This is a genomic window from Streptomyces sp. NPDC027189 (assembly GCF_055566975.1).
The window spans coordinates 26515-46695 of sequence record NZ_JBVHRI010000012.1 but is presented as its reverse complement, the minus strand read 5'-3'; the positions used below and the strand labels follow the sequence as shown (position 1 = coordinate 46695).

General features: G+C 71.5%; 20 protein-coding genes and 1 pseudogene. 17 read left to right on the top strand and 4 right to left on the bottom strand.

Annotation, left to right across the window (positions count from 1 at the left end; translation table 11 throughout):
* Positions 1-9: 9 nt before the first annotated feature.
* The 4 genes from ACZ4RZ_RS26940 (at position 10) to ACZ4RZ_RS26925 (ending at position 5622) form a co-directional block, all read left to right on the top strand.
* Positions 10-1053, top strand: coding sequence for a zinc-dependent alcohol dehydrogenase (locus tag ACZ4RZ_RS26940; RefSeq protein ID WP_467748322.1), 1044 nt, complete (start codon positions 10-12; stop codon positions 1051-1053).
* A gap of 220 nt (positions 1054-1273) precedes the next feature.
* On the top strand, positions 1274-3484 hold the full coding sequence (locus ACZ4RZ_RS26935) for an MMPL family transporter (protein WP_467748320.1): 2211 nt from the start codon (positions 1274-1276) through the stop codon (positions 3482-3484).
* A gap of 198 nt (positions 3485-3682) precedes the next feature.
* Complete coding sequence (locus tag ACZ4RZ_RS26930; RefSeq protein WP_467748318.1) at positions 3683-4939, top strand: sensor histidine kinase; 1257 nt, start codon at positions 3683-3685, stop codon at positions 4937-4939.
* Positions 4936-5622, top strand: a complete 687-nt coding sequence (locus ACZ4RZ_RS26925) for a response regulator transcription factor (RefSeq protein WP_467748317.1) — start codon at positions 4936-4938, stop codon at positions 5620-5622. The genes ACZ4RZ_RS26930 and ACZ4RZ_RS26925 overlap by 4 nt, the downstream gene beginning before the upstream one ends.
* A 418-nt stretch (positions 5623-6040) precedes the next feature.
* Here ACZ4RZ_RS26925 and ACZ4RZ_RS26920 read toward each other — a convergent pair whose 3' ends face one another.
* Entirely contained in the window at positions 6041-6577 is a 537-nt protein-coding gene (locus ACZ4RZ_RS26920) for a DUF7144 family membrane protein (protein ID WP_467748316.1), read from the bottom strand.
* Between the two features lie 321 nt (positions 6578-6898).
* On the opposite strand from ACZ4RZ_RS26920, the pseudogene ACZ4RZ_RS26915 reads away from it, so the two are divergent.
* A pseudogene (locus tag ACZ4RZ_RS26915) lies at positions 6899-7219 on the top strand (hypothetical protein); the annotation flags it as partial.
* 390 nt (positions 7220-7609) lie between these two features.
* Here the strand turns inward: ACZ4RZ_RS26915 and ACZ4RZ_RS26910 are convergent.
* Positions 7610-8302, bottom strand: coding sequence for a TetR/AcrR family transcriptional regulator (locus ACZ4RZ_RS26910; protein ID WP_467748314.1), 693 nt, complete (start codon positions 8300-8302; stop codon positions 7610-7612).
* A gap of 132 nt (positions 8303-8434) precedes the next feature.
* Here ACZ4RZ_RS26910 and ACZ4RZ_RS26905 point away from each other — a divergent pair, with 132 nt between their 5' ends.
* The 6 genes from ACZ4RZ_RS26905 to ACZ4RZ_RS26880 all read left to right on the top strand — a co-directional run bounded on the left by ACZ4RZ_RS26905 (position 8435) and on the right by ACZ4RZ_RS26880 (position 12681).
* A complete protein-coding gene (locus ACZ4RZ_RS26905; protein ID WP_467748312.1) occupies positions 8435-8620 on the top strand; it encodes a hypothetical protein in 186 nt (61 codons plus the stop codon).
* Positions 8617-8841 (top strand): hypothetical protein, encoded by a 225-nt coding sequence (locus ACZ4RZ_RS26900; protein ID WP_467748310.1) that lies wholly within the window; start codon positions 8617-8619, stop codon positions 8839-8841. Before ACZ4RZ_RS26905 ends, ACZ4RZ_RS26900 begins: the two co-directional genes overlap by 4 nt.
* Entirely contained in the window at positions 8838-10772 is a 1935-nt protein-coding gene (locus ACZ4RZ_RS26895) for a copper resistance CopC/CopD family protein (protein WP_467748308.1), read from the top strand. The genes ACZ4RZ_RS26900 and ACZ4RZ_RS26895 overlap by 4 nt, the downstream gene beginning before the upstream one ends.
* A gap of 53 nt (positions 10773-10825) precedes the next feature.
* Complete coding sequence (locus tag ACZ4RZ_RS26890; RefSeq protein ID WP_467748306.1) at positions 10826-11239, top strand: hypothetical protein; 414 nt, start codon at positions 10826-10828, stop codon at positions 11237-11239.
* Positions 11240-11335: 96 nt separating this feature from the next.
* Complete coding sequence (locus ACZ4RZ_RS26885) at positions 11336-11992, top strand: DUF3105 domain-containing protein (protein WP_467748304.1); 657 nt, start codon at positions 11336-11338, stop codon at positions 11990-11992.
* On the top strand, positions 11989-12681 hold the full coding sequence (locus ACZ4RZ_RS26880) for a DUF305 domain-containing protein (RefSeq protein ID WP_467748302.1): 693 nt from the start codon (positions 11989-11991) through the stop codon (positions 12679-12681). Before ACZ4RZ_RS26885 ends, ACZ4RZ_RS26880 begins: the two co-directional genes overlap by 4 nt.
* Positions 12682-12795: 114 nt before the next feature.
* Here ACZ4RZ_RS26880 and ACZ4RZ_RS26875 read toward each other — a convergent pair whose 3' ends face one another.
* A complete protein-coding gene (locus ACZ4RZ_RS26875; RefSeq protein WP_467748300.1) occupies positions 12796-13107 on the bottom strand; it encodes a hypothetical protein in 312 nt (103 codons plus the stop codon).
* 291 nt (positions 13108-13398) lie between these two features.
* Here ACZ4RZ_RS26875 and ACZ4RZ_RS26870 point away from each other — a divergent pair, with 291 nt between their 5' ends.
* The 6 genes from ACZ4RZ_RS26870 (at position 13399) to ACZ4RZ_RS26845 (ending at position 19804) form a co-directional block, all read left to right on the top strand.
* A complete protein-coding gene (locus ACZ4RZ_RS26870) occupies positions 13399-13530 on the top strand; it encodes a hypothetical protein (RefSeq protein ID WP_467748298.1) in 132 nt (43 codons plus the stop codon).
* Between the two features lie 355 nt (positions 13531-13885).
* A complete protein-coding gene (locus ACZ4RZ_RS26865) occupies positions 13886-14917 on the top strand; it encodes an RNA polymerase sigma factor (RefSeq protein WP_467748296.1) in 1032 nt (343 codons plus the stop codon).
* A 150-nt stretch (positions 14918-15067) separates the two neighbouring features.
* Positions 15068-16537, top strand: a complete 1470-nt coding sequence (locus ACZ4RZ_RS26860) for a PepSY domain-containing protein (RefSeq protein ID WP_467748294.1) — start codon at positions 15068-15070, stop codon at positions 16535-16537.
* Positions 16538-16749: 212 nt separating this feature from the next.
* Positions 16750-18030, top strand: coding sequence for a hypothetical protein (locus ACZ4RZ_RS26855; protein ID WP_467748292.1), 1281 nt, complete (start codon positions 16750-16752; stop codon positions 18028-18030).
* A 22-nt stretch (positions 18031-18052) separates the two neighbouring features.
* A complete protein-coding gene (locus ACZ4RZ_RS26850; RefSeq protein WP_467748290.1) occupies positions 18053-18403 on the top strand; it encodes a hypothetical protein in 351 nt (116 codons plus the stop codon).
* Positions 18404-18637: 234 nt separating this feature from the next.
* On the top strand, positions 18638-19804 hold the full coding sequence (locus ACZ4RZ_RS26845; protein ID WP_467748288.1) for an IS630 family transposase: 1167 nt from the start codon (positions 18638-18640) through the stop codon (positions 19802-19804).
* Between the two features lie 209 nt (positions 19805-20013).
* On the opposite strand, the gene ACZ4RZ_RS26840 is transcribed toward ACZ4RZ_RS26845, so the two are convergent.
* A complete protein-coding gene (locus ACZ4RZ_RS26840) occupies positions 20014-20142 on the bottom strand; it encodes a hypothetical protein (protein ID WP_467748286.1) in 129 nt (42 codons plus the stop codon).
* Positions 20143-20181: the final 39 nt, after the last annotated feature.

Genomic DNA, 20181 nt, shown 5'->3' with positions numbered 1-20181 from the left:
GAGCTATCCATGGCCACGATGAAGTCCGTACGGACCGGTGGGATCGGCACGATCGACGTCGTCGAGACGGAGCGCCCGGTGCCCGGTCCCAAGGACGCCCTGGTGCGGATCCGCGCCTGCGGCATCTGCGGCACCGACACCCACTTCCTCCACCTGGGCGGCGCTCCGTTCGGCCCCGGCGGGTCGATGGTCCCGCTCCCCCTCGGGCACGAGCCGGCCGGTGAGATCGTCGAGGTGGGCGCCGAGGTCACCGACCTGAAGGCGGGCGACCGCGTGGTCGTCAATCCGCAGGGCGCCCCCTCCGGCATCATCGGCTGCGGCGGCAAGTACGGCGGCATGAGCGAGTACTTGCTCATCGAGGACGCCGTCCTCGGCAAGAGCCTGGCGGTCTTCCCCGACACCGTTCCCTTCCACGTCGCCGCGCTCAACGAGCCCATGGCCGTCGCGCGGCACTGTGTCAACCGCTCCGAGGCCCGGACGTCCGACAAGGTCGTGGTGTTCGGGGCCGGGCCCATCGGCCTGGGCGCCACCATCTGGCTGAAGCTGCGCGGGGTCGAGCACGTGGTCGTCGCCGACGTCATCCCCGAGCGGCTGGAGACGGCACTGGCCGTCGGCGCGGACGCCGTCATCGACTCCGCCACCGAAGACGTCACCGCCAGGCTGACCGAACTGCACGGCCGGGCCGCCAACGCGCTCGGCCAGCCCCGCGCCGGAACCGACATCTACATCGACGCCGCCGGAGCCCCCGCCGTCTTCGACGCCACCATCGCCGCCGCCAAGTGGGGCGCCAAGATGGTCATGGTCGCCGTACAGAAGAAGTCCGACGCGATCGACCTCGGCGGCATGCTGCGCAGCGAATTGACCCTCATCGCCTCTCAGGGCTACCCCACGGAAATCTTCGAGGTCACCCAGGAGATCGCCGAACACCACGAACGCTTCGCCAAGCTGATCAGCCACCGCGTCCCCTTCGCCGAGGCCGAGCGCGCCTTCGAGCTCACGCTGACTCCGGGGGCCGCCGAGAAGGTGGTCGTCACCTTCGACGACGCGTCGTAGGCCCCCGGGCCGTAGCCGTGGTTCCACCCGGCCCGTCCCGGCCCGTCACGCGCGCACCGCATGCCCGCGGGACGGGCCCCGTCGTGCTCGGGGACCATACGCGCGGCCGCGTGTACTGCGTTCTCAGTAGTCCGGATTGTCGGCAGGCGCACGACGACAGGACACCCCCGCCCCCGGGAGCCTGGGGCGTATCCGAGATCAGATGTGGAGACCCCTGCTCGTGGCTACTTTCCTCTATCGACTGGGCCGACTGGCCTTCCGGCGGCGCTGGTTCGTCGCCCTCCTGTGGGTGGCGGTGCTCTCCGCTGTCGGCTTCGGCGCGGCCACGGCGCCTGCCGCCCCCGACTCGAGCAACTCGATGCCCGGCATTGAGTCGCAGAAGGCATTCGACCTGATGGAGCAGCGCTTCCCCGGGGCGAAGGCGGACGGGGCGAGCGCCCGGGTCGTCTTCGTCGCTCCCGACGGGCAGAAGGTCACCGCGTCCGAGAACCGGGCGGCCATCGAGAAGTTCGTGTCCGAGGCGGCCGACGGATCGCAGGTCGCGAGCGCGGTCAGCCCGTTCCAGGCGAAGGCGGTCAGCAAGGACGCCTCGACCGCGTACGCCACCGTCACGTACAAGGTGAAGGCCGACGACCTCACCGACGTCAGCAAGGACCATCTCAAGGACGCCATCAAGCAGGCCCAGGGCTCGGACCTGACCGTCGAGGTCGGCGGCACCGCCCTGGCGACCCAGCCCGCCGCGGGCGGGTCGGCGGAGGCGATCGGTATCGCCATCGCGGCCCTCGTGCTGTTGATCACCTTCGGTTCGCTGGCCGCCGCCGGGCTTCCGCTGCTGACCGCGATCATCGGCGTCGGCGTCAGCATGGCCTCGATCATGGCGCTGGCCAGCGCCCTGGGACTGTCGTCGACCACCGGCACGCTGGCCACGATGCTCGGCCTCGCGTGCGGCATCGACTACGCCGTGTTCATCGTCTCCCGGTACCGCGAGGAGCGCGCCAAGGGTCACATGCCGCAGGAGGCGGCCGGGCTCGCCGTCGGCACCGCCGGGTCCGCGGTCGTCTTCGCCGGACTCACCGTGGTCATCGCGCTGGCCGGTCTCTCGGTCGTCGGCGTGCCGATGCTCACCAAAATGGGCCTGGCCGCCGCCGGTGCGGTCGCCGTCGGCGTCGCCATCGCGCTGACGCTGGTCCCGGCCGTACTCGGCCTCTGGCCGAACGCCGTACTGTCCCGCTCCGCCCGCAAGCGCGGCCGGATCAAGGAAGCCGGCGAGAACAACGGGGGAACCCGCTGGGCCCGATTCGTCCTGCGCCGCCCGCTCCCCGTACTCCTCGCCTCGGTCGTGGGCCTGGGCGTGCTCGCCATACCCGTGATGGACCTGCAGCTGGGCATGACCGGAGACGAGGCCAAGCCCACCTCCACCACCGAGCGCCGCGCCTACGACGACCTCGCCAAGGGCTTCGGCCCCGGCTTCAACGGCCCGCTGACCATCGTCGTGGACGCCAAGGGCGCCGAGGACGCGAAGGCCGCGGTGCAGACGATCGAGCAGAAGATCGGCGCCACCGAGGGAGTCGTCTCCGTCTCGGCCGCCCGGTTCGACAGCTCGGGCGACACCGCGGTCTTCTCCGCGGTCCCGGCCGAGGCGCCCACCAGTGAGAAGACGAAGTACCTCGTCCACACCATCCGCGACGAGCGCCCCGCGACCGAGGCCTCGACCGGCGCGGAGTTCGAGGTCACCGGCACCACCGCGCTGAACATCGACGTCGCCCAGAAGATGCAGGACGCGCTGATCCCGTACCTCGTGGTCGTGGTGGGCCTGGCCATCCTGCTCCTGATGGTGGTCTTCCGCTCCGTCCTCGTACCGATCAAGGCGGCCTTCGGCTTCCTCCTCTCAGTGCTCGCGGCCCTCGGCTCCGTCGTCGCGGTCTTCCAGTGGGGCTGGGGCGCCGATCTCCTCGGCGTCGAGACGACCGGGCCGATCATGAGCATGATGCCGATCTTCCTGGTGGGCATCGTCTTCGGCCTCGCGATGGACTACGAGGTGTTCCTCGTCGCCCGCATGCGGGAGGCGTACGTCCACGGGGACCGGCCGGGGCAGGCGATCGTCTCCGGGTTCCGCTACAGCGCCCGCGTCGTGGTGGCCGCCGCGCTGATCATGATGGCCGTGTTCTCCGGCTTCATAGGCGCCGGTGAATCCATGATCAAGATGATCGGCTTCGGGCTCGCCATCGCCGTACTCTTCGACGCCTTCGTCGTCCGCATGGCGCTCGTGCCGGCCGTCCTCGCGCTGCTCGGCAAGACGGCGTGGTGGATACCGCGTTGGCTGGACAAGCTGCTGCCCAAGGTCGACGTGGAGGGCGAAGGGCTCAGTCACCAGTCCTCCGCCGTCCCGGCGCGGGACGACGCGGCCGAACTGGAATCGGCTCGCGTCTGACCACTCCCCCGCCCGCGCCCGGGGTTTCTCTTTCGGATCACGCCGGTCTCGGCCTACGGCGCGTCACACACCCCGCGGCCCAGGCGTGATCCGAAAGACAGGCCCTGGGGCCGCCCATGGCGGCACGGGCGGCCCTCACTGGCCGTTTCCGCACCGACGCGCCCGCCATGGACTCAGCTCACCCGACCGGGAGACCCGATGATCACCAGCTTGAAGCGATACGCGGAGGACCATCCCCGCGTCGTCGACGTGATGGTCATCGTGCAGGTGTTCCTCCTCACCGCCCTCGGCAGCGCGACGAGCCTGGGGGGACCGTCCGGCGACCAGATCCCCTGGTGGCCGGGCGCGATCCTGGGCGGCGTCGGCTGCGTGGCCCTGTGGTGGCGTCGTAGCCACCCCTGCACCGTCGTGGCAGTGACGGCTGTCTGCGCCAACACCGCCAGCGCGGTGGGCTATCTGATCACGCCTCTGCTGCTCGCGCCGCTCATGCTCGCGCTCTACACGCTCGCCAAGTACACCGATCGCAGGACGGCACGCCTCGCCCTCTTCGGCGCCGTCGTGCTGCTGGTGACCACGGCAATGATCAGCGACCACTACGGCCATCCCTGGCCCCTCAAGACGATCGGCCCCGCCTTCTGGGTGGTGACGCCGGTTGCCATGGGCACCGCGAGCCGGCTGCGGGGCGCCTATGCGGAGGCTGCGCACGCCCGCGCCGAGTACGCCGAGCGCACCCGTGAGGAGGAGGCACGGCACCGGGTCGCCGAGGAGCGCATGCGCATCGCCCGCGAGCTGCACGACGTCGTCGCCCACCACATGGCGCTGGCCAACGCCCTCGCGGGCACCGCCGCACATCTCGCGCGCACCCATCCCGGCCAGGTCCAGCGGATCCTCGACGACCTGGCCGGCACCACGTCCTCGGCGCTGCGCGAACTCAAGGCCACCGTCGGCCTGCTGCGCCAGGCGAACGACCCCGACGCGCCCCTGCATCCGGCCCCCGGACTCGGGCAGCTCTCCGACCTCGCCACCGCGTTCGCGGCCGCCGGGCTCACGGTCACCGTCACCACCGAAGGGGAGGAGCGGCCGCTGTCACCGGGCGTGGACCTGACGGCGTACCGGATCGTGCAGGAGGCGCTCACCAACGTCGCCAAGCACGCCGCCGCGAAGACGGCGCACGTCAAACTGGCCTACACCCACGACCACGTGACCATCACGGTCAGCGACGACGGCGACGCCCCGGCCCCCGCCGCCCCATCCCCGAGCGGCGGCTTCGGTCTCATGGGAATGCGGGAGCGCGCCCAGTCGGTCGGCGGGCGCCTTCAGGCGGGGCACCGCCCCGAGGGCGGCTTCACCGTCACCACCGAACTGCCGATCCGCACGGAGAGCCGAGGATCCCTTGCTCCCGCTGGTCCGCCAGTCCCCCTGCCTCCCACCTCGGAAGAAGACCGCTCCAGATGACCATCCGCGTCCTGCTCGCCGACGACCAGGCCCTGCTGCGGGCCACCTTCCGGATCCTGATCGACTCCTGCGACGACCTGGAGGTGATCGCCGAGGCCACCGACGGCAGGCAAGCGGTCGAACTCGCCCGCGTGCACCACCCCGACGTCGTCCTCATGGACATCCGTATGCCCGGCACCGACGGTCTCACCGCCACCACCGCCATCTGCGCCGACCCGGACCTGTCGGCCACGCGGGTCCTCATCCTGACCACGTTCGAGATCGACGAGTACGTCGCGCAGGCCGTGCGCGCCGGCGCGAGCGGCTTCCTCGGCAAGGACGTGGGCGCCGACGTCCTCCTGGACGGCATCCGCACCGTGGCCTCCGGCGACGCCCTGCTCTCCGCTGCCGCCACCCGCGCCCTCATCACCCGCTTCCTCACCACCCCGGCGCCCGGCAATCCGCTGGCGCTCCCCGAGTCCCTCGACGCGCTCACCGCCCGCGAGCGAGAGGTGATGGCCCTGGCCGCGGAGGGCCGGTCCAACACCGAGATCGCCGAGCAGCTCGTCGTCAGCCCCTTGACCGTACGCACCCACATCCATCGCGCCATGACGAAGCTCAACGCCCGAGACCGCGCCCAACTCGTCGTGATCGCCTATCAGTCGGGCCTCGTACGCCCCGCACCGCCGCCCGAGCCCCGCTGACCGCGCCCGATGGACTGTGCGAGGTACGGTGCCCGGTCGTCGACGAACCCGATCAGGGCCAGGGCCGGCAGGGCTCCCAGCGCGATCCGGAGAGTGACCGGCGCCGGTGAAGTGGTCCCAGGCGATCAGGGTGGTGGCGGCGACGGCGACCACCGTCCGGTTGAGACAGGTCTTGGCCCGGTGCACCCGTCCTCCGGCCGCTCCGGCGTCGGAGCCCGTCGCGTCGCGTACGGCGGCGATGCCATCGGTCCACGGCGCCAGGACCCTGGAGGCCGCCCGGCCTTCGCCCATCGCGGGCGGCCCAGAGCCCGAGTCCGAGGAGCGCGGCACCGGCTGCCACGGCGAGGGCGGCAGGCTCCTTGCCCGGGGGCTGGGGAGACGCGAGGGCTGCGAACCGCGAGGGCTCAAGAGCGCCTGTTCACGCCTGCGCGGCGTCGGGCTTGTACACGGCGAGCGCCCAGATCACGAAGAAGTCGATGGCAATCATGATGAGACCCCAGAGGGGCGCGTACGGCAGGAACAGGAACTGGGCGATGATGCTCAGCGAGGCGAGCACGATGCCGGTGAGGCGTGCCCACTCGGCACCCTTGAGGATGCCCGCGCCGGTGATGGCGAGGACGACGCCCAGGACCACCAGGGTCCAGCCCCAGCCGGTGAGACTGATCCGGTAGATGTATTCGTCGACGCGCGCGTACACCTCGTCCTGGACAATCGCGGCGATGCCCTGGAGGACGTTGAGGATGCCGTTCACCAGCAGCAGGACGCCCGCGAAGGTGACGCCCCCGGTCGCCCAGGCACTCCTGCCCGACGGCGGCGCTCCCGGGCCGCCCGCTCCCGGGGCCTTCCCGGCCGGCTGTCCTTGCACTCCCCAGCGCGGTTTGTCCTCACCGGTCGGCTGCGCTCCCGCGCCGGTGCCGTGCGGAGTGCCCGACGGCTGCGAGGCGTCCTGGCTCATGGTCGGCCCCTTGCGTGGTGTCGGCGGGTTCGCGCCCACTGCGGCGAACGCCTGGGGGACTTCGAGCCTCTGCCTCGGCCCGGCGCGCCGCCACGCGGGTCGGCCGATCGGGTGAAAGCGGTGAAGACACGTCCTGCTGGCCCGCGATGCCGCCCACATGAGCCTGGCCGGACTGGCCAGGGGCTGGCCGCCCTCCGGAAGCTCTTCGACGAGCTGCTGGGCATGCCGAAGGTCAATCGCCACCTTGCCGGCTAGGTCTCCGCGCTCGGCACCGCCTGCCCACCCACGGTGGCCGACGCCGATCCGCTCCAGGGGCGTCGGATGCCGGTCATGTGGCTGAGCGCCATGGATTCCGAGGCGACACGGGTGTACGAACTCCTCCACATGCTTCGAGGTAGCCGTCGCGGTCACGGACGCCGGTGGCCAGTTCAAGGCGTTCGAGCGTGTCGAGGACGCGCCCCTCCTGACCGCCGACGTCGCCGTCGACAAGACAAGACAAGACATGGACGGCGGCTCCTACCGCATCGCCACCCACACCTGGACTCCTACATGGCCAACCCCCAGGTCGCCCCGCTCGCCCACCGCCCCCGGCTGATGGCCGTCGGCGGCGGCTACCCGGTGATCGAGGACGGCCGGGCAGTCGGCGGCCTCGGCATCTCCGGCGGCAGCTACGAGCAGGACCAGCAGGCCGCGGAGGCCGCGGAGGGCCGCGCTCACCTCGCTCGGCTTCGAACTCCCGGCCTAAACGGCCGCCGTGCTCGCCCCTACGACGTAGCGCTCCCCTCAGAGCCTCCGCCCCCGTGCCGGACGGGCCAGGACCGCGGCCGCCAAGTGGTCGCGGAACCAGCGGTGTCCGGGGCCGGTCGAGTTGCGCGGGTGCCAGGCCATCCCGAGGTCGAGGGATGCCGGTCGCGCGGGTCCATCAGGCTGACGGGCAGCTGGTCGAGGCGCGGCTCGGTGCGGCGAGGCCCCCGCGTTGTGGACGAGCAGGCCTGTCCCGACGTCGTCGGCCACGGAACGTCGGCGAACGCGTCACGGCGCGGTGCGCGGCGTGGTCAGGGTGCCGTTGATCACGGCGTGGAAGATCCAGGCGAGGCGCTGCTCGGGGGTGCCGGAGACGAGGTCGGCGCCGAGCGCGGCAATGCGCGGATACGTAGCGGAGGAGGCCTGGCGCAGGGCGGCGACGAGGGCGTTGTGTTCGGCTTCGGCGTCGGCGGATTGCCTGCGGGTGGACTGCTCGGCGGCGGTGGCGGTGGCCACCTGAAGCAGTACGTCCACACCCCAGGCGGCCTGGGCGTCGGGCACCCGGCCTTTGTGCAGGAGCGCGAGGACGGCCTCGACGACGGCCAGGTAGTTGGGGCCCGAGGGGCGGGCGACCAACGCGGAGTGGGCCAGGCTGGGGTGCTCGAACAGCACGTGCGTGTAGGAGCCGAGCAGCCGCGTGAGCCGGTCGCGCCAGTCGCCCTCGGTGGTCGCCGGGGACAGGTCGACGGCCCCCAGGAGCTCTTCCAGGATCGCCGCGTGCAGTTCGGCGGTGTTGGCCACGTACACGTACAGCGAGGCGGGGCCGGTGTCTAGTTCCTGGGCGAGCCGGCGCATGGTGACGCGCTGCAGTCCTTCGGTTTCCATCAGGCGGACCGCGGTGGCGACGATGCCCTCGTAGGTGAGGGCGGGTTTGGCCGGCCGCTCACGGCGGCTGCGGGGTGCGGGGGTTCCAGGAGTCACGAGCCCACCGTAACGAACACGTTCGCCCTGGCTTTGGGCATGTGCACGCTGCCGGTGGCCCGCTGGTGACGAGGTCGGATACGGCGGCGCTCAACTACGGCCTCCAGGGCAGGGTGGGACAGGGGACGGTGCGTGCTCTACCTGCTCCCCTTACTGGCCTGCCCGGTAGGCATGGGCCTGATGATGTGGTTCATGATGCGCCCGAAGCACGGCGCGCAGCCGGTGCCCGGCGCCGACCAGCAGGAACTGCTGCGCCTGCGCAAGGAGATCGACGCCCTGCGCGCCGAACGCAACGACGTCCAGGACCATCCGGCGTGACGGGCATCTGGCTCCCGCTCGCGGCAACCGCTCTCGCCGCCGCCCTGACCTGGTGGTGCTGCATCCGCCCGATGGTCAAAGACCGCTCCTGCTGTACGACCGCTGCCGACACGGAGCCGCAGGAGGAACTGCGCCGCGCCCGCGAGGAGCTCCAGCAGCTGCGCAACGATGCCACCCCGCCCGCCGTACGCCACACCCGACCGGAGATCCTCGACCGGTGACCGTCCTCGCATCAACCCTCCGACGTCCCGCCGCCGCGCTGCTCACGTTGGCCTCGCTCGTCCTGGCTCTGCTGCTGGGCACCGGCACCCCCGCCTCCGCGCACGCCACGCTGCTGTTCACCAGCCCGGCCGCGGACGCCACCGTCGCGGACTCGCCGGCCTCGCTGGTCCTCGTCTTCGACCAGCCGGTCGGCGTCAGCGGCTCGGCCGTACGTCTCTCGCCCGCAGCAGGGCTCGGCAAGCCGAGCCGGAGTCAGGGCGGGCGGACGGTCACCTTCCCGGTGCACGGCAAGCTCGCCGAGGGCGTCCACACGATCGAGTGGCAGGCCACCGCCCAGGACGGCGACATCATGACCGGCAGCTACCGCTTCGCGATCGGCCCCCGCACCGTCGCCCTCGCCTCCGGCCAGAGCACCACCGCCAAGGACCCGGTCCCCACCACGATCCTGCGCTGGCTGCTGTTCACCGCCCTGGCCCTGCTCGTCGGCGAGACCATGCTGGGCCGCCTGGCCACGCGCGTCCCCGACGCCCCGTCCCGACGGCCGCGCTCCTGGGCCCTGCCCGCCGCCCTCGTCGGCTGTGCCGCTGCGCTCGGACTGGCCGCGCTGGTGATCGGCAACGGCTCCCTGCGGTCCGCGATCGACACCCGCCCCGGCGTGCTGTCGCTGATCGAGGTGGCCGGCTTCGCCCTGGCGGCCGTGGCCATGGTCGTAGGCCACCGGGTCTGGACCCTCGTACTGCTCGCCGCCGTCGTCATCGCGGAGGCACTGCGCGCGCACCCGCAGGCCGAACAGGCCGTCGCCGGACCGGTATTGACCTTCATCCACCTCGCTGCCGCCGCCCTGTGGGCGGGCGCCCTGGTGCAGGTGCTGCGCACGGTGGTGGCCTGGCGGGGCGAGCGAGCCGCCGCCCGAGCCCTGATGCTGTCCTACGCCCGGCTCGCCGCCCGGCTGTTCGCGGCCGTGGTCACCACCGGCGTGATCGCCGGGTTTCTGCTCGTCCCGCTCGACGACGTCTTCACCACCGGATATGGCCAGGTCCTCCTGGTCAAGACCGGGGTGGTCGCCCTCGTCGCCGGCCTCGCCTACACCGCACGCCGCCGCCTGCGCCGTACGACCGGCGGGCTCCCGTACCGCCCGGCCCGCCTCGAAGCCACCGTCCTAGCCGTCGTCCTTCTCCTTTCCGCCACCCTCACCGTCCTGCGCGCACCCGCCGACACCAAGCGCCCCCTGCCCTTCGCACCCCCGACCACCGGACCCGTCGTCCCCGCCGGCACCCGCGCCGGAGAGATCGGCATCAGCGCCCGCGCCAGCACCGGCCAGCTCATCATCGAGCTGACCGCACCCCAGGCCGGCGACGCCTCGAAGCAGTCGTACGGCCTGACCGCAACCCTCGCCGACCCGCGGGGCAGCAAGCGGAGGCTGGTCCTGCGCGGCTGCGGCACCGGCTGCTTCTATACCCCTCTCACCTGGCGCAAGGGCACCAGTCACCTCACGCTGACCGCGTCGGCGGGCGAGGAATGGGCCGGCGGGCGTGCGGGCCTCGCCATCACCTGGCCGTCCCGCCCCGACGCCGCCCTGCTGCACGAGAGTGTGGCCGCGATGAAGAAAGCGCCCCGCTTCACCCTGCACGAACTGGTCACCAGCAACACCGCCGTCGGCCTCGGCGACCTCAAGCAGCTCCCGATCACCGGTAAGGAGTTCCTCGCCGCCGAGCCCTACGGCAGCGGCGCCGCTCCGGTCACCACCCGGCTGCCCGACGAGAACGGCCACCGCCGCCTCGCCCTCGCCTACCCCGCCGAGCACACCCAGCTCGACCTCACCCTCGACGAGACCGGCCGCATTCTCCACGAGACCCTGACCGCGCCCAACCACCTCATCACCCGCACCTTCGTCTACCCCGAGACCGACGAGGACGGGCATGGCCAGTGACCTCCTGGGCCCGGCCGAAAGCGGGCTCACAGGCCCCGCTTAGCATCACTGTGATGACCGGCCGGACGCAGCACAGGGCCCACGGTGCGTGGCGGACCACGCAAACCGTGGCGCTCTGCCCTGCCCTGGCGGTGCTCTTCGCCGCGCTGGTGATGTGCCTGGGCTACGTGGACCACGCCGCTGCCCCCATGACCAGCGTGTCCGCTACGGCGGTCCAGGCGAACACCTCGGCGACACACCACAGCAAGACGATCGCTCACCCGGCCGACTGCCCGGTCGGCGACGTGTGCTGCGCCCCGGTCGCCCACGGAGTACGAGCCGTCCGCACCGCGCCCGCCGAGCCCCTGCCGGCGAGCCTGCCCCGCATGCAGTGCCTCGCCTGGCCGGACACCCCCGCTCGCTCCCCCGGTCTCCCGCCCACCCGCGGCGCTCCCGATCTCCACGTCCTCCAGGTGCAACGGACCTAGACAGATGCCCGGGCGCACACGCACCGGCATCCACTCACCCCTGCACCCACTCACCGCCGCACGCCGACACCGCGCGGCGGGGACAAGGACGTACCCATGAGCAAGACCAGCAAGAAGGCGGCCGCCGCCGACCGCAAGGCCCGCATCGAGGAGATGCGCCGCGCCGAGAAGGCCCGCGACCGCAGAACCCGCATCCTCACCATCACCCTCAGCACGGTCATCGTCGCCGGACTGGTCGGCTGGGGTGCCTACGCCATCAACGGCGCCAACGAGAAGGACGACCAGAAGGCCGCCGCCGCGAAGAAGCCCATAAGCGGCGAGAAGACCTGGGACGCCAAGAAACTCGGCCGCAACCACGTCCAGGGCAAAGTCAACTACCCGATGAACCCGCCCGTCGGCGGCAACCACAATCCGGTCTGGACGACCTGCAACGGCAACGTCTACACCAAGGCCATCGCAAACGAGAACGCCGTCCACTCCCTCGAACACGGCGCGGTCTGGGTCACGTACAACGACAAGGCCGGAGCCGCCGACATCAAGACCCTCGCCGACAAGGTCACCAAGACCCCCTACACGCTCATGAGCCCGGACAAGACCCAGTCCGGGCCGATCATGCTGTCCGCCTGGGGCCACCAGCTCAGCGTGAGCAAGGCATCCGACCCCAGGGTCGAGCAGTTCCTCACCAAGTACGTCCAGGGCGCACAGACCCCCGAGCCGGGCGCCGCCTGCACCAACGGGCTGACCGCGTCATGACGGACACCACTGCCGCGGCACCAGATGCGACGGCCCCGGGCGACGTGGACAGCCCCAAGCCCCGCCTCAGCCGGTGGTTGACCGCCAGCGCGGCGGTCCTGGTCGCTCTCGTCGTGGCCCTCTCGTTGCTGGCCATGACCAGCAACCACGACAAGAAGTCGGTCGCTGTGCCCACGGCCGACTCCGCCGACGCCGGCTTCGCACGCGACATGGCCGTTCACCACCAACAAGCGGTTGAGATGGCGTACATCGTCCGCGACCGCACCATCGACGTGGACGTCCGCCGCCTCGCGTACGACATCGCCCAGACCCAGGCCAACCAACGCGGCATGCTGCTCAGCTGGCTCGACCTGTGGGATCTGCCGAAGACGTCCCCCGACGGCTACATGACCTGGATGCAAGGCGGCCACATGGGCCACCGGAGCAAGAACGGCTCCCTCATGCCGGGCATGGCCACCAACACCGAACTGCACCAACTCGGCAGACTCAGCGGCAAGAAGGCAGAGATCCTCCATCTCCAGCTCATGACCGACCACCACATGGGCGGCATCGACATGGCCCGCGCCTGCGCCCAGCAGTGCGAAGTCCCCCAGGAGCGGAAGCTCGCGCAGGGCATGGTCGACGCCCAGCAGTCGGAGATACACCTGATGACCGACATGCTGAAGGAACGCGGCGCCGCGCTCCGGTAGAGACCACCCGTCCCTCACGCGCCGTCCCCTGCGGCGATGAACGTGCAGCTGGTCTCAGTTCTGGGCTCCCGCCCCGAACCCCCAGACCAACATTTGGAAAGCGTGTTGGGAGGCTTAGTGGTCCACGTTCGAAGTCCTTCGGGGGTTGACTTCGGATCCGGTGTTGTGTGCCTGCCGGTCAGATGTCTGGGCGGAGAGGTGGAGCGGGCAGGCGCAGTCGAGGGCTTCTTCGGGGGCGCCGGCGAAGCCGCCGGTGGGCAGCAGGGAGTCTTCGCAGCGGTCGCTGCTGGCGTAGTAGAGGGCGAAGCCCCATCTGCTGGCGGTTCCGCCGTCGTGTCGGCGCATGAGCTTGACGCCCTCGCCGTCGGCCAGCTCGCCGTCGACGTAGGCGAAGGCTCCGCGGTTGCGGACGTGCAGCCGCGTCAACTGCGGCCAGGCGGTGCGGGCGTGCTGGTCAGAGGACGGCGGGCGACCGCGCGTCCGGCACTGCCCAGTCTGCGAGACCCGGTTGAAGCCTGGGCCGAGTCCGAAGGCGGTGTGTGGACTACTTAGTTAGTTGGCCTCGGCGGCCGCGTCGTGCACGCCCACCCGCGCCGACGGTGACCAATCCGACGCCGAACAGCACCCGCATCGTCACCGGAGGGACGTGCAGCGGTGCGATGGAGGACGTCGGGGCCACCGTCGAGGTCGAGGACGCCGTCGGGAACCCGTTCGTGGGTGGCCGCCTCCACCACGGACGTCTCTGTGAACGGCAGTGCGCAGCAGGTCGTCCACGTGCCGGTCGCGGTGAGCAAGTTGTGCGTGACGGTGACGGCCGGGGGCGATCCGCAGACGCACTGTGTGCCGTGACCGTGCGGTTGTCGGGCCCGCGTCCCCTGCGGTGTGGGGGCGCGGGCCCGCCCGCGTGCCGAGGCGGCCCTTGACCGGGTGCGCGGCGCGTGAACGGAAATCGGCCGACGGGTGGGATGCGAGGGTCCGCCCGCAGCGGCAGCACTCCTGGGTCAGCCCGGGCAGCAGTTCGGGGCTGGACAACACCGCGCGCTTCCACGCCGGCGGCACGCCCTTCAAGAGCGCATCGGCGGATCGGGGCCCTGACCTGCCGCTCCCGTGACCTCTGCCGAACCCCACGGCGTCCGGCGCCGGGGGTGCGGGTTAAACTCCGGCGCGCATCGCGCGAGTCCGGCCGCGGAGAGGGGCAGGCATTTTGTCGACACATGAGTCCCCGGACTCCGAGTGGCAGCGGCTGTGGAGCCACCGGGAGGCGCTGCTGAAAGTGGCACGGAGCCGGTCCGCGAGCCCGGAGGACGCCGAGGACGCAGTGCAGGAGGCGATGGTCCGCGCGGCGGAGAACCCGAACGTGGACCGTGACCGCCTCGGCGCCTGGCTGACGTCCGTGACGGTACGGCTCTGTGTGGACCGCCACCGCCAGCTCCGCCGCGACGAGGCGGTGAGCGCCCGCGCCCACACCGTGCTGACCTCCGCCCCCTCCGGCTCTCCGGAAGACACGGTCTGCGACCGCGCCGAGGCCAGGTGGCTCGCCCTCCAGAGCCGCTCCCTGCCCCGGCGCCAGGCGGAGGCACTGAAGCTCAAAGCCCAGAACCTGGACGTCGCGCAGGTCGCGCGGCACATGGGGCTCACATACAAGGCCACGGAGTCGCTGCTGGGCCGCGCCCGGCAGACCCTGCGGACGGTGCTGGCCTCCACGCTGGCCCTTGTCCTCGGCCTGTGGCGCGGCCGCCCCCGCACCAACGGCGGCATGTCGGCCGCCGCACCCGCCACCACACTGGTGTCCGCCGGGGCCGCGGTGGTGCTCGCCGGTCTGGTGCTCGTCACGCCCGCCGAGGCGGAGCGGCCGGCCATGCCCGAGAGCCCGCTGTCGGGGCCCGCCGACTCCGTGTCCTCGTCCGGTCTCGGGTACGAGGACCAAGGCGCGGAACCGGGCGCGGTTCCCGGTACGCCGGTCATCGAGCCCCGTCTCGTCACACCGGCGAGCGCGGGGGTGACCCCCAGCGCCGTACCGGCGACGCCGATGACCGGCACCACCCCGCCAACCGGCGCGACGGAACCCACCGGCCCGTCCCTCCCCGCGACCCCGGCGGCCGACCTCCCGACGCTGCCGGAGCCCCCCGCCACGACACTCCCGCCGCTCCCCGGCGTCCCGGCGCTGCTTCCCCCCGTCGAGGCTCCCGTCCCGCCCCTGCCCGGCACAGCGGTTCCGGCCGCGATGACGCCCTGACCCCTGGCAAACCCCACGCCGCCACCCACCAGCAGGGCGGCAAAAAATTTCGCGCTGTCCGCGAGGGATCGCCCACCCATCCCCGTAGAGCAGGTGACACCACCGCCGGGCCCCAGCCCGGCGGGGACGTAATCACCAGCGGAGAGTCACTTGCACAGCACCAAGGACAGCGGACGGCGACACCGCCGCGGCGGGTCTCTGCTCGCGCTGTCGGTCGCCTTCGTCTGCGCTCTGACCGTGGGCGCGCAGCCCGCGCAGGCCGTGGGCGAGACGAGCCTCGGCCGGCGCTTCAACGACGGGCTGGACACCCGGCTCAGCGCGACCGCGTTCCGCGACGCGGCCCGCACGATCGGCTACACGGGCACGAGTTACAACTCCGGCCGCAGCGCCGACAACGCCTGGGCGGACGGCATGGACGCGGGCGTCTTCGCGCTGTTCGGGCACGCGAACGGCGGCATCTTCCAGACCGACGAGGGCGCCACGGACGACCTGGACGCGATACTGGCCGCGGGCCGTACTTACGACGTCGCGCCGATCTACGAGAATCTGCGGTTCTTCACCGAGTACCTGCCGTACACCGACGTGGACGACATGCGGCTGCTCGTGCTCGCGGGCTGCGACACCGCGCAGACGGGCCAGCTCGGGAACTTCAACGACGTCGCCGTCTCGCGCGGCATCGACTCGGTCATCAGCTTCTCGGACCTGGTGATGTACCCGGCGACCACCTCCGGCACCCTGCCGAGCGCGACGAACTACTCGGGCAACTACTTCTGGAGCCGGTTCTCGTACCACGCCACCACCGGCGTGAGCGTGAGCACCGCACTGTCCCGGGCACGCTCGGACCTCGTGACCAAGGAAGGCTCGGCGGGCGGCTGGGACAAGTACGTAGTGCGGGGCGCCGCCGCCAATCCCGGTGCCGTGACACTCAAGCCGGCCGCGGAGGGGGAACCGCTCAACAGCCGGCCGGTAACCACGCCGACGTTCTCGTCGCCCGCCTCCCTGACACCCGTCTCGACCACCTCGGCCGAGGGCCCGTCGGGCGAACCGCTCACGGCGATGCGCACCGCCGAGGGCGTCGAGTACCGGACGGACGCCGACGGTTCGCTGTACGACCTCGTCGGTGTCCCGTCGACGAGCGGTGAGCAGTCGCTGGACGCGGCCGAGGTCCGGGCCGCCGCCGAGGAGTTCGTCGGCCGCAACGTCCCCGGCTGGAGCGCGGACTGGGAGCTGGTCGCCGAGGAGTCCGTGAGCCATGTCGCGGGCGACGCCGTGACGCTGCTGCGCTGGCGCCCGACCGAGGCCGGGCACCCGGGAGCGCGCGAGGTGACCGTCGAGGTCGACCGCCGCACCGGCGCCGTAACCTATCTGTCCGCCGCGCGGGGCACCGCGGACACTGCGGGCTTCGTGGTCACCGCCGAGGAGGCCGTCGCCGCGGCCCGCGCCGCGATCGGCGACGACCATGGCACCGCGACCGCGACCCCCGACACCTGGGACACCTCGCGCTGGACGGTCACCGTCGACCGCGGCCTCACAGGCCGCCCGGGCGCCGAGACCCCGGACGTGGAGCGCGTCACGGTCGACGCCCGCAGCGGCGCCGTCCTTTCCCGTACGAAGAGCTGATCCCGTACGGCGACCTGATCCGTACGGCGACTTGATCCCGTACGAGGAGCTGATCCCGTACCTCAAGGGCGCTGTCCGTACACACGGTTCACCGACCCGTACGACGAGCCATCCCGTACCGGCGGCTCACCCGTGCCCCCACGCAATCCCCACGACCCGATCCGTACCCCGTACGCAAAGATCCGGAGCGATACCGAATGACGTTTCGACGTATGAGCCTGTGGGCCACGGCAGCCGTCGGCTGTCTGTCCCTGGCCGTGCTGCCCGCCACGACGGCGGCGGCGCAGACCGAGGAGCCGGCGCCGACGGTCACGGCCGCGAGCATTCCGCAGGTGCAGCAGAAGGTGACGCGGCTGCTGTTCACCGTCCCGCAGACCCTCGACGAGCTAAAGGTCTCGCTGGCCGGGCTGAACCCGCTGCTGCTGCGGTACACCGGTGACTTCGGCGGCGGCAGCCAGCCCGGCCCCGGCGTCTCGGCCGACCAGGCCATCGAGAACATGCGCGAGGCCGTGACCGAGGAGTACGGCGTGGAGCCGCTGGTGTTCCTCGTCGTGGTCGACGGCGAGGTGCCTGCCGACCGGCTCACCGCCCTCGCCCCGGTGCTGTCCCAGTCCCAGGTCTTCGACTCGGACTCCCCCGCGGTCGAGGAACTGCCGCTCGGCACGCTGGAGCAGGCCGCCACGGCCACCACGGAGCGCGAGCAGCTGCTGGGCCGCCGTGCCGCGGTCCTCGCCGCCGTCGAGGCGAGCCACCAGGAGCCCGTCCCCGCCGACTCCAGCACGACGGAAGAACCCGCGCCCGACGGCCAGGGCGACGTCACCCCGGCCAACATCGGCAACACCTGGGCTCCCGTCTCGGCGGAGATGCAGGCCTACCGCTACTCGGCGAGCTCCAAGCCGCGCCACTTCCGGCACTACATGAGCTGGGGGTCGAGCAGCGACCTCGCCGCCTTCGGCGACGACTTCGGCTACGAGCACAACCTGTCGCTGTACAACTACGACCTGGTGGACATCTTCCCGCGCCCGTACTGCGCGGACAGCGCCTACACCGAGTTCTGGGCGGCCTGGTCGACGGGCTTCAAGTGGAACGCCGTCGACTACGGCTGGAACTACCCGAGCGCCGCTGTCGCGTACTGGGACTGGGACGACACCACCGACTCGTGCCAGAAGCTCGACTTCTCCGTCGGCGTCGGCTACCCGAAGAAGCTGACCGCAGGCGTCACGTACAACTTCTGGATCCACGCCGAGAAGGGTGCCAAGTCCGCCTCCCCCTACGGCCTCGCGGGCCAGAAGCTCAGCAACGACTGCAACGACGCGGGTATGGACCCGGGCAGCTCCTGCATGGGCCTGAACTACACGCGGGCCGGCTCGGCCACCGAGCTGATGGTGAACAGCAGCCGTGGCTGGACGGTGCCGAGCTGCGCGGAATGGGTCCGCGGCGGCTCCCCGACCGCGTCGTCCAACGGCACCGGAACCTGCCCCGCCAACAGCTGACCACCGCAAGGAGGATGAGCGTATGACCGCACACGACCAGCAGGGCCGACCGGCCCATGACAGAAACCGCACCCTGCGCACGGTGGGTCTGACGGCGGCGCTCGGACTCGCCGTCCTGGCGGCCGTGCTGTTCTTCGTCGCCGATGCCGTCGCCACCAAGAAGTGCGTCGACACCGGTTTCGGACTGGCCGACAGGATCAGCATGACCGAGGAGGGCTGCGAGCTGACGGTACGGGCCGCCGACGGCACCACACGCAGCGCCGTCGTGCCCACCCTCAGCGAGCCGCTGGCGACGGCGGCGCTGGCCACGGCGGTCGGGAGTGCCGTGCCTCCCGTCGTCTGCCTGTGGCTGGCGACCCGCCGCCAGCGCTGACCGGCTGGCTGGCGGCCGTGGCACAGCGCGTCGCCCGGCTCGCCTAGTCCGGCCTGGCCGGGCGGGCGCCGGGCGACGCGCTGCCCGCGTCGCGCCACCCATGCGCTGCTGGAGCGAGAGCCGGGTGGACTGCGGAGGTGTGGGCATCGCAGCCACCCTGCCCGACGGGCCGGGAAGCGGACGCGGCAGGCTACGGCCTGCCGTGATCCACTTCTCCCGATCGGCCCTCGCCCGATGCCCGTTGCCCCGGCCCGCCCGATAGCCCCGACCGCCGCCGAGCACGAGCGGCTGAAGAAGATGACCTACGGCCACAAGACCGAGCATCGGATGCGCCTGCGCGCGCAGATCGTCCTGCACGCGGCGCGCGGGCGTTCCAACGCGCGCATCGTCCGTGAGACAGGCCTGCACCTGGACACCGTCCGCACCTGGCGGGGCCGGTTCGCCGAGCAGGGCCTGCCGGGCCTGGCCGACCGCAAGCGCACCGGCCGCCCGCGCACGTTCACCGCACCGCAGACCGCCCAGGTCACCGCGCTGGCCTGCCAGCTGCCCGCTGAGACCGGGGTACCGCTGTCCCGCTGGTCGTGCCCGGAGTTGGCCCGCGAGGCCATGGAGCGGGGCATCGCCACGTTCGTGTCGGCCTCCACCGTGCGCCGCTGGCTGGCCGAGGACGCGGTCAAACCCTGGCAGCACCGTTCGTGGATCTTCATCACCGATCCCGACTTCCGCGCCAAGGCCGCCCGCGTCCTGGACCTGTACGCCCGCACCTGGCAGGGCCGGCCGCTGGGCGAGGACGAGTACGTCATCAGCGCGGACGAGAAGACCTCCATCCAGGCCCGCTGCCGCTGCCATCCCACCCTCGCCCCCGGCCAGGCCCGCGCGATGCGCGTCAACCACACCTACGGCCGCGGCGGCGCCCTGGCCTCCCTGGCCGCCTACGACGTCCACCGCGCGAAGGTGTTCGGCCGCACCGAGCCGCGCACCGGCATCGCCCCGTTCATGAACCTGGTCGCCCAGGTCATGCGCACCGAGCCGTACGCCAGCGCCAAGCGGGTGTTCTGGATCGTGGACAACGGCTCCTCCCATCGCGGCAAGGCCGCAGCGGAACGGCTGACCGCCGCCTTCCCCAACGCGGTGCTGGTCCACACCCCGGTACACGCCTCCTGGCTGAACCAGGTGGAGATCTACCTCTCCCTCGTCCAGCGCAAAGTCGTCTCGCCCAACGACTTCAACGACCTGACCCAAGTCGCGGACTGGCTCCGAGCCTTCGAAGACCGCTACAACGCCACGGCACAGCCGTTCCAGTGGAAGTTCACCACCTCCGACCTGGACGATCTGCTGGCCAGACTCGACCGGCACACCGCCGATCACCAGGCAGAATCCTCCGTCGCCCTGGCAGCATGATCAACCCCCGAAAGACTTCCGGGGCCGACCACTTAGACACTCCATCTGGCTAACGAGTTCGAGTCTCGTATCCTCCGCCAGTGCCTCTCCGGGCACGATGTCGAAGGGCCCACCGTTCGCGGTGGGGCCCTTCGACGTGTGTGGTCTCAGTTGCGGATATCCGAGTGTCTGCCTCGGCCTGCCCGACGGCTGCGGCACAGAAGCCGAGCTCATCCAGGCATCGTCTGCGTGACCCGCCACAGGCGGCGCGGCAGTTCGCCCTCCTCGAAGGCGTGCACCTCGTCGAGGCGCCAACCCTCGGCGAGGGCGTCCACGAGGGCGCGACTACGCCGAGGCATACCGCGTGAAGCACCTCGAAGCCCAAGCGGAAGCGTCAA

Bases quoted from the DNA above. Each gene is read 5' to 3' on its own strand.
- ACZ4RZ_RS26845 (WP_467748288.1), top strand. From the start codon at position 18,638: ATGCCCGTTGCCCCGGCCCGCCCGATAGCCCCGACCGCCGCCGAGCAC.
- ACZ4RZ_RS26840 (WP_467748286.1), bottom strand. From the start codon at position 20,142: ATGCCTCGGCGTAGTCGCGCCCTCGTGGACGCCCTCGCCGAGGGTTGG.
- ACZ4RZ_RS26855 (WP_467748292.1), top strand. From the start codon at position 16,750: ATGAGCCTGTGGGCCACGGCAGCCGTCGGCTGTCTGTCCCTGGCCGTG.
- ACZ4RZ_RS26850 (WP_467748290.1), top strand. From the start codon at position 18,053: ATGACCGCACACGACCAGCAGGGCCGACCGGCCCATGACAGAAACCGC.
- ACZ4RZ_RS26925 (WP_467748317.1), top strand. From the start codon at position 4,936: ATGACCATCCGCGTCCTGCTCGCCGACGACCAGGCCCTGCTGCGGGCC.
- ACZ4RZ_RS26920 (WP_467748316.1), bottom strand. From the start codon at position 6,577: ATGAGCCAGGACGCCTCGCAGCCGTCGGGCACTCCGCACGGCACCGGC.
- ACZ4RZ_RS26880 (WP_467748302.1), top strand. From the start codon at position 11,989: ATGACGGACACCACTGCCGCGGCACCAGATGCGACGGCCCCGGGCGAC.
- ACZ4RZ_RS26940 (WP_467748322.1), top strand. From the start codon at position 10: ATGGCCACGATGAAGTCCGTACGGACCGGTGGGATCGGCACGATCGAC.
- ACZ4RZ_RS26890 (WP_467748306.1), top strand. From the start codon at position 10,826: ATGACCGGCCGGACGCAGCACAGGGCCCACGGTGCGTGGCGGACCACG.
- ACZ4RZ_RS26885 (WP_467748304.1), top strand. From the start codon at position 11,336: ATGAGCAAGACCAGCAAGAAGGCGGCCGCCGCCGACCGCAAGGCCCGC.
- ACZ4RZ_RS26930 (WP_467748318.1), top strand. From the start codon at position 3,683: ATGATCACCAGCTTGAAGCGATACGCGGAGGACCATCCCCGCGTCGTC.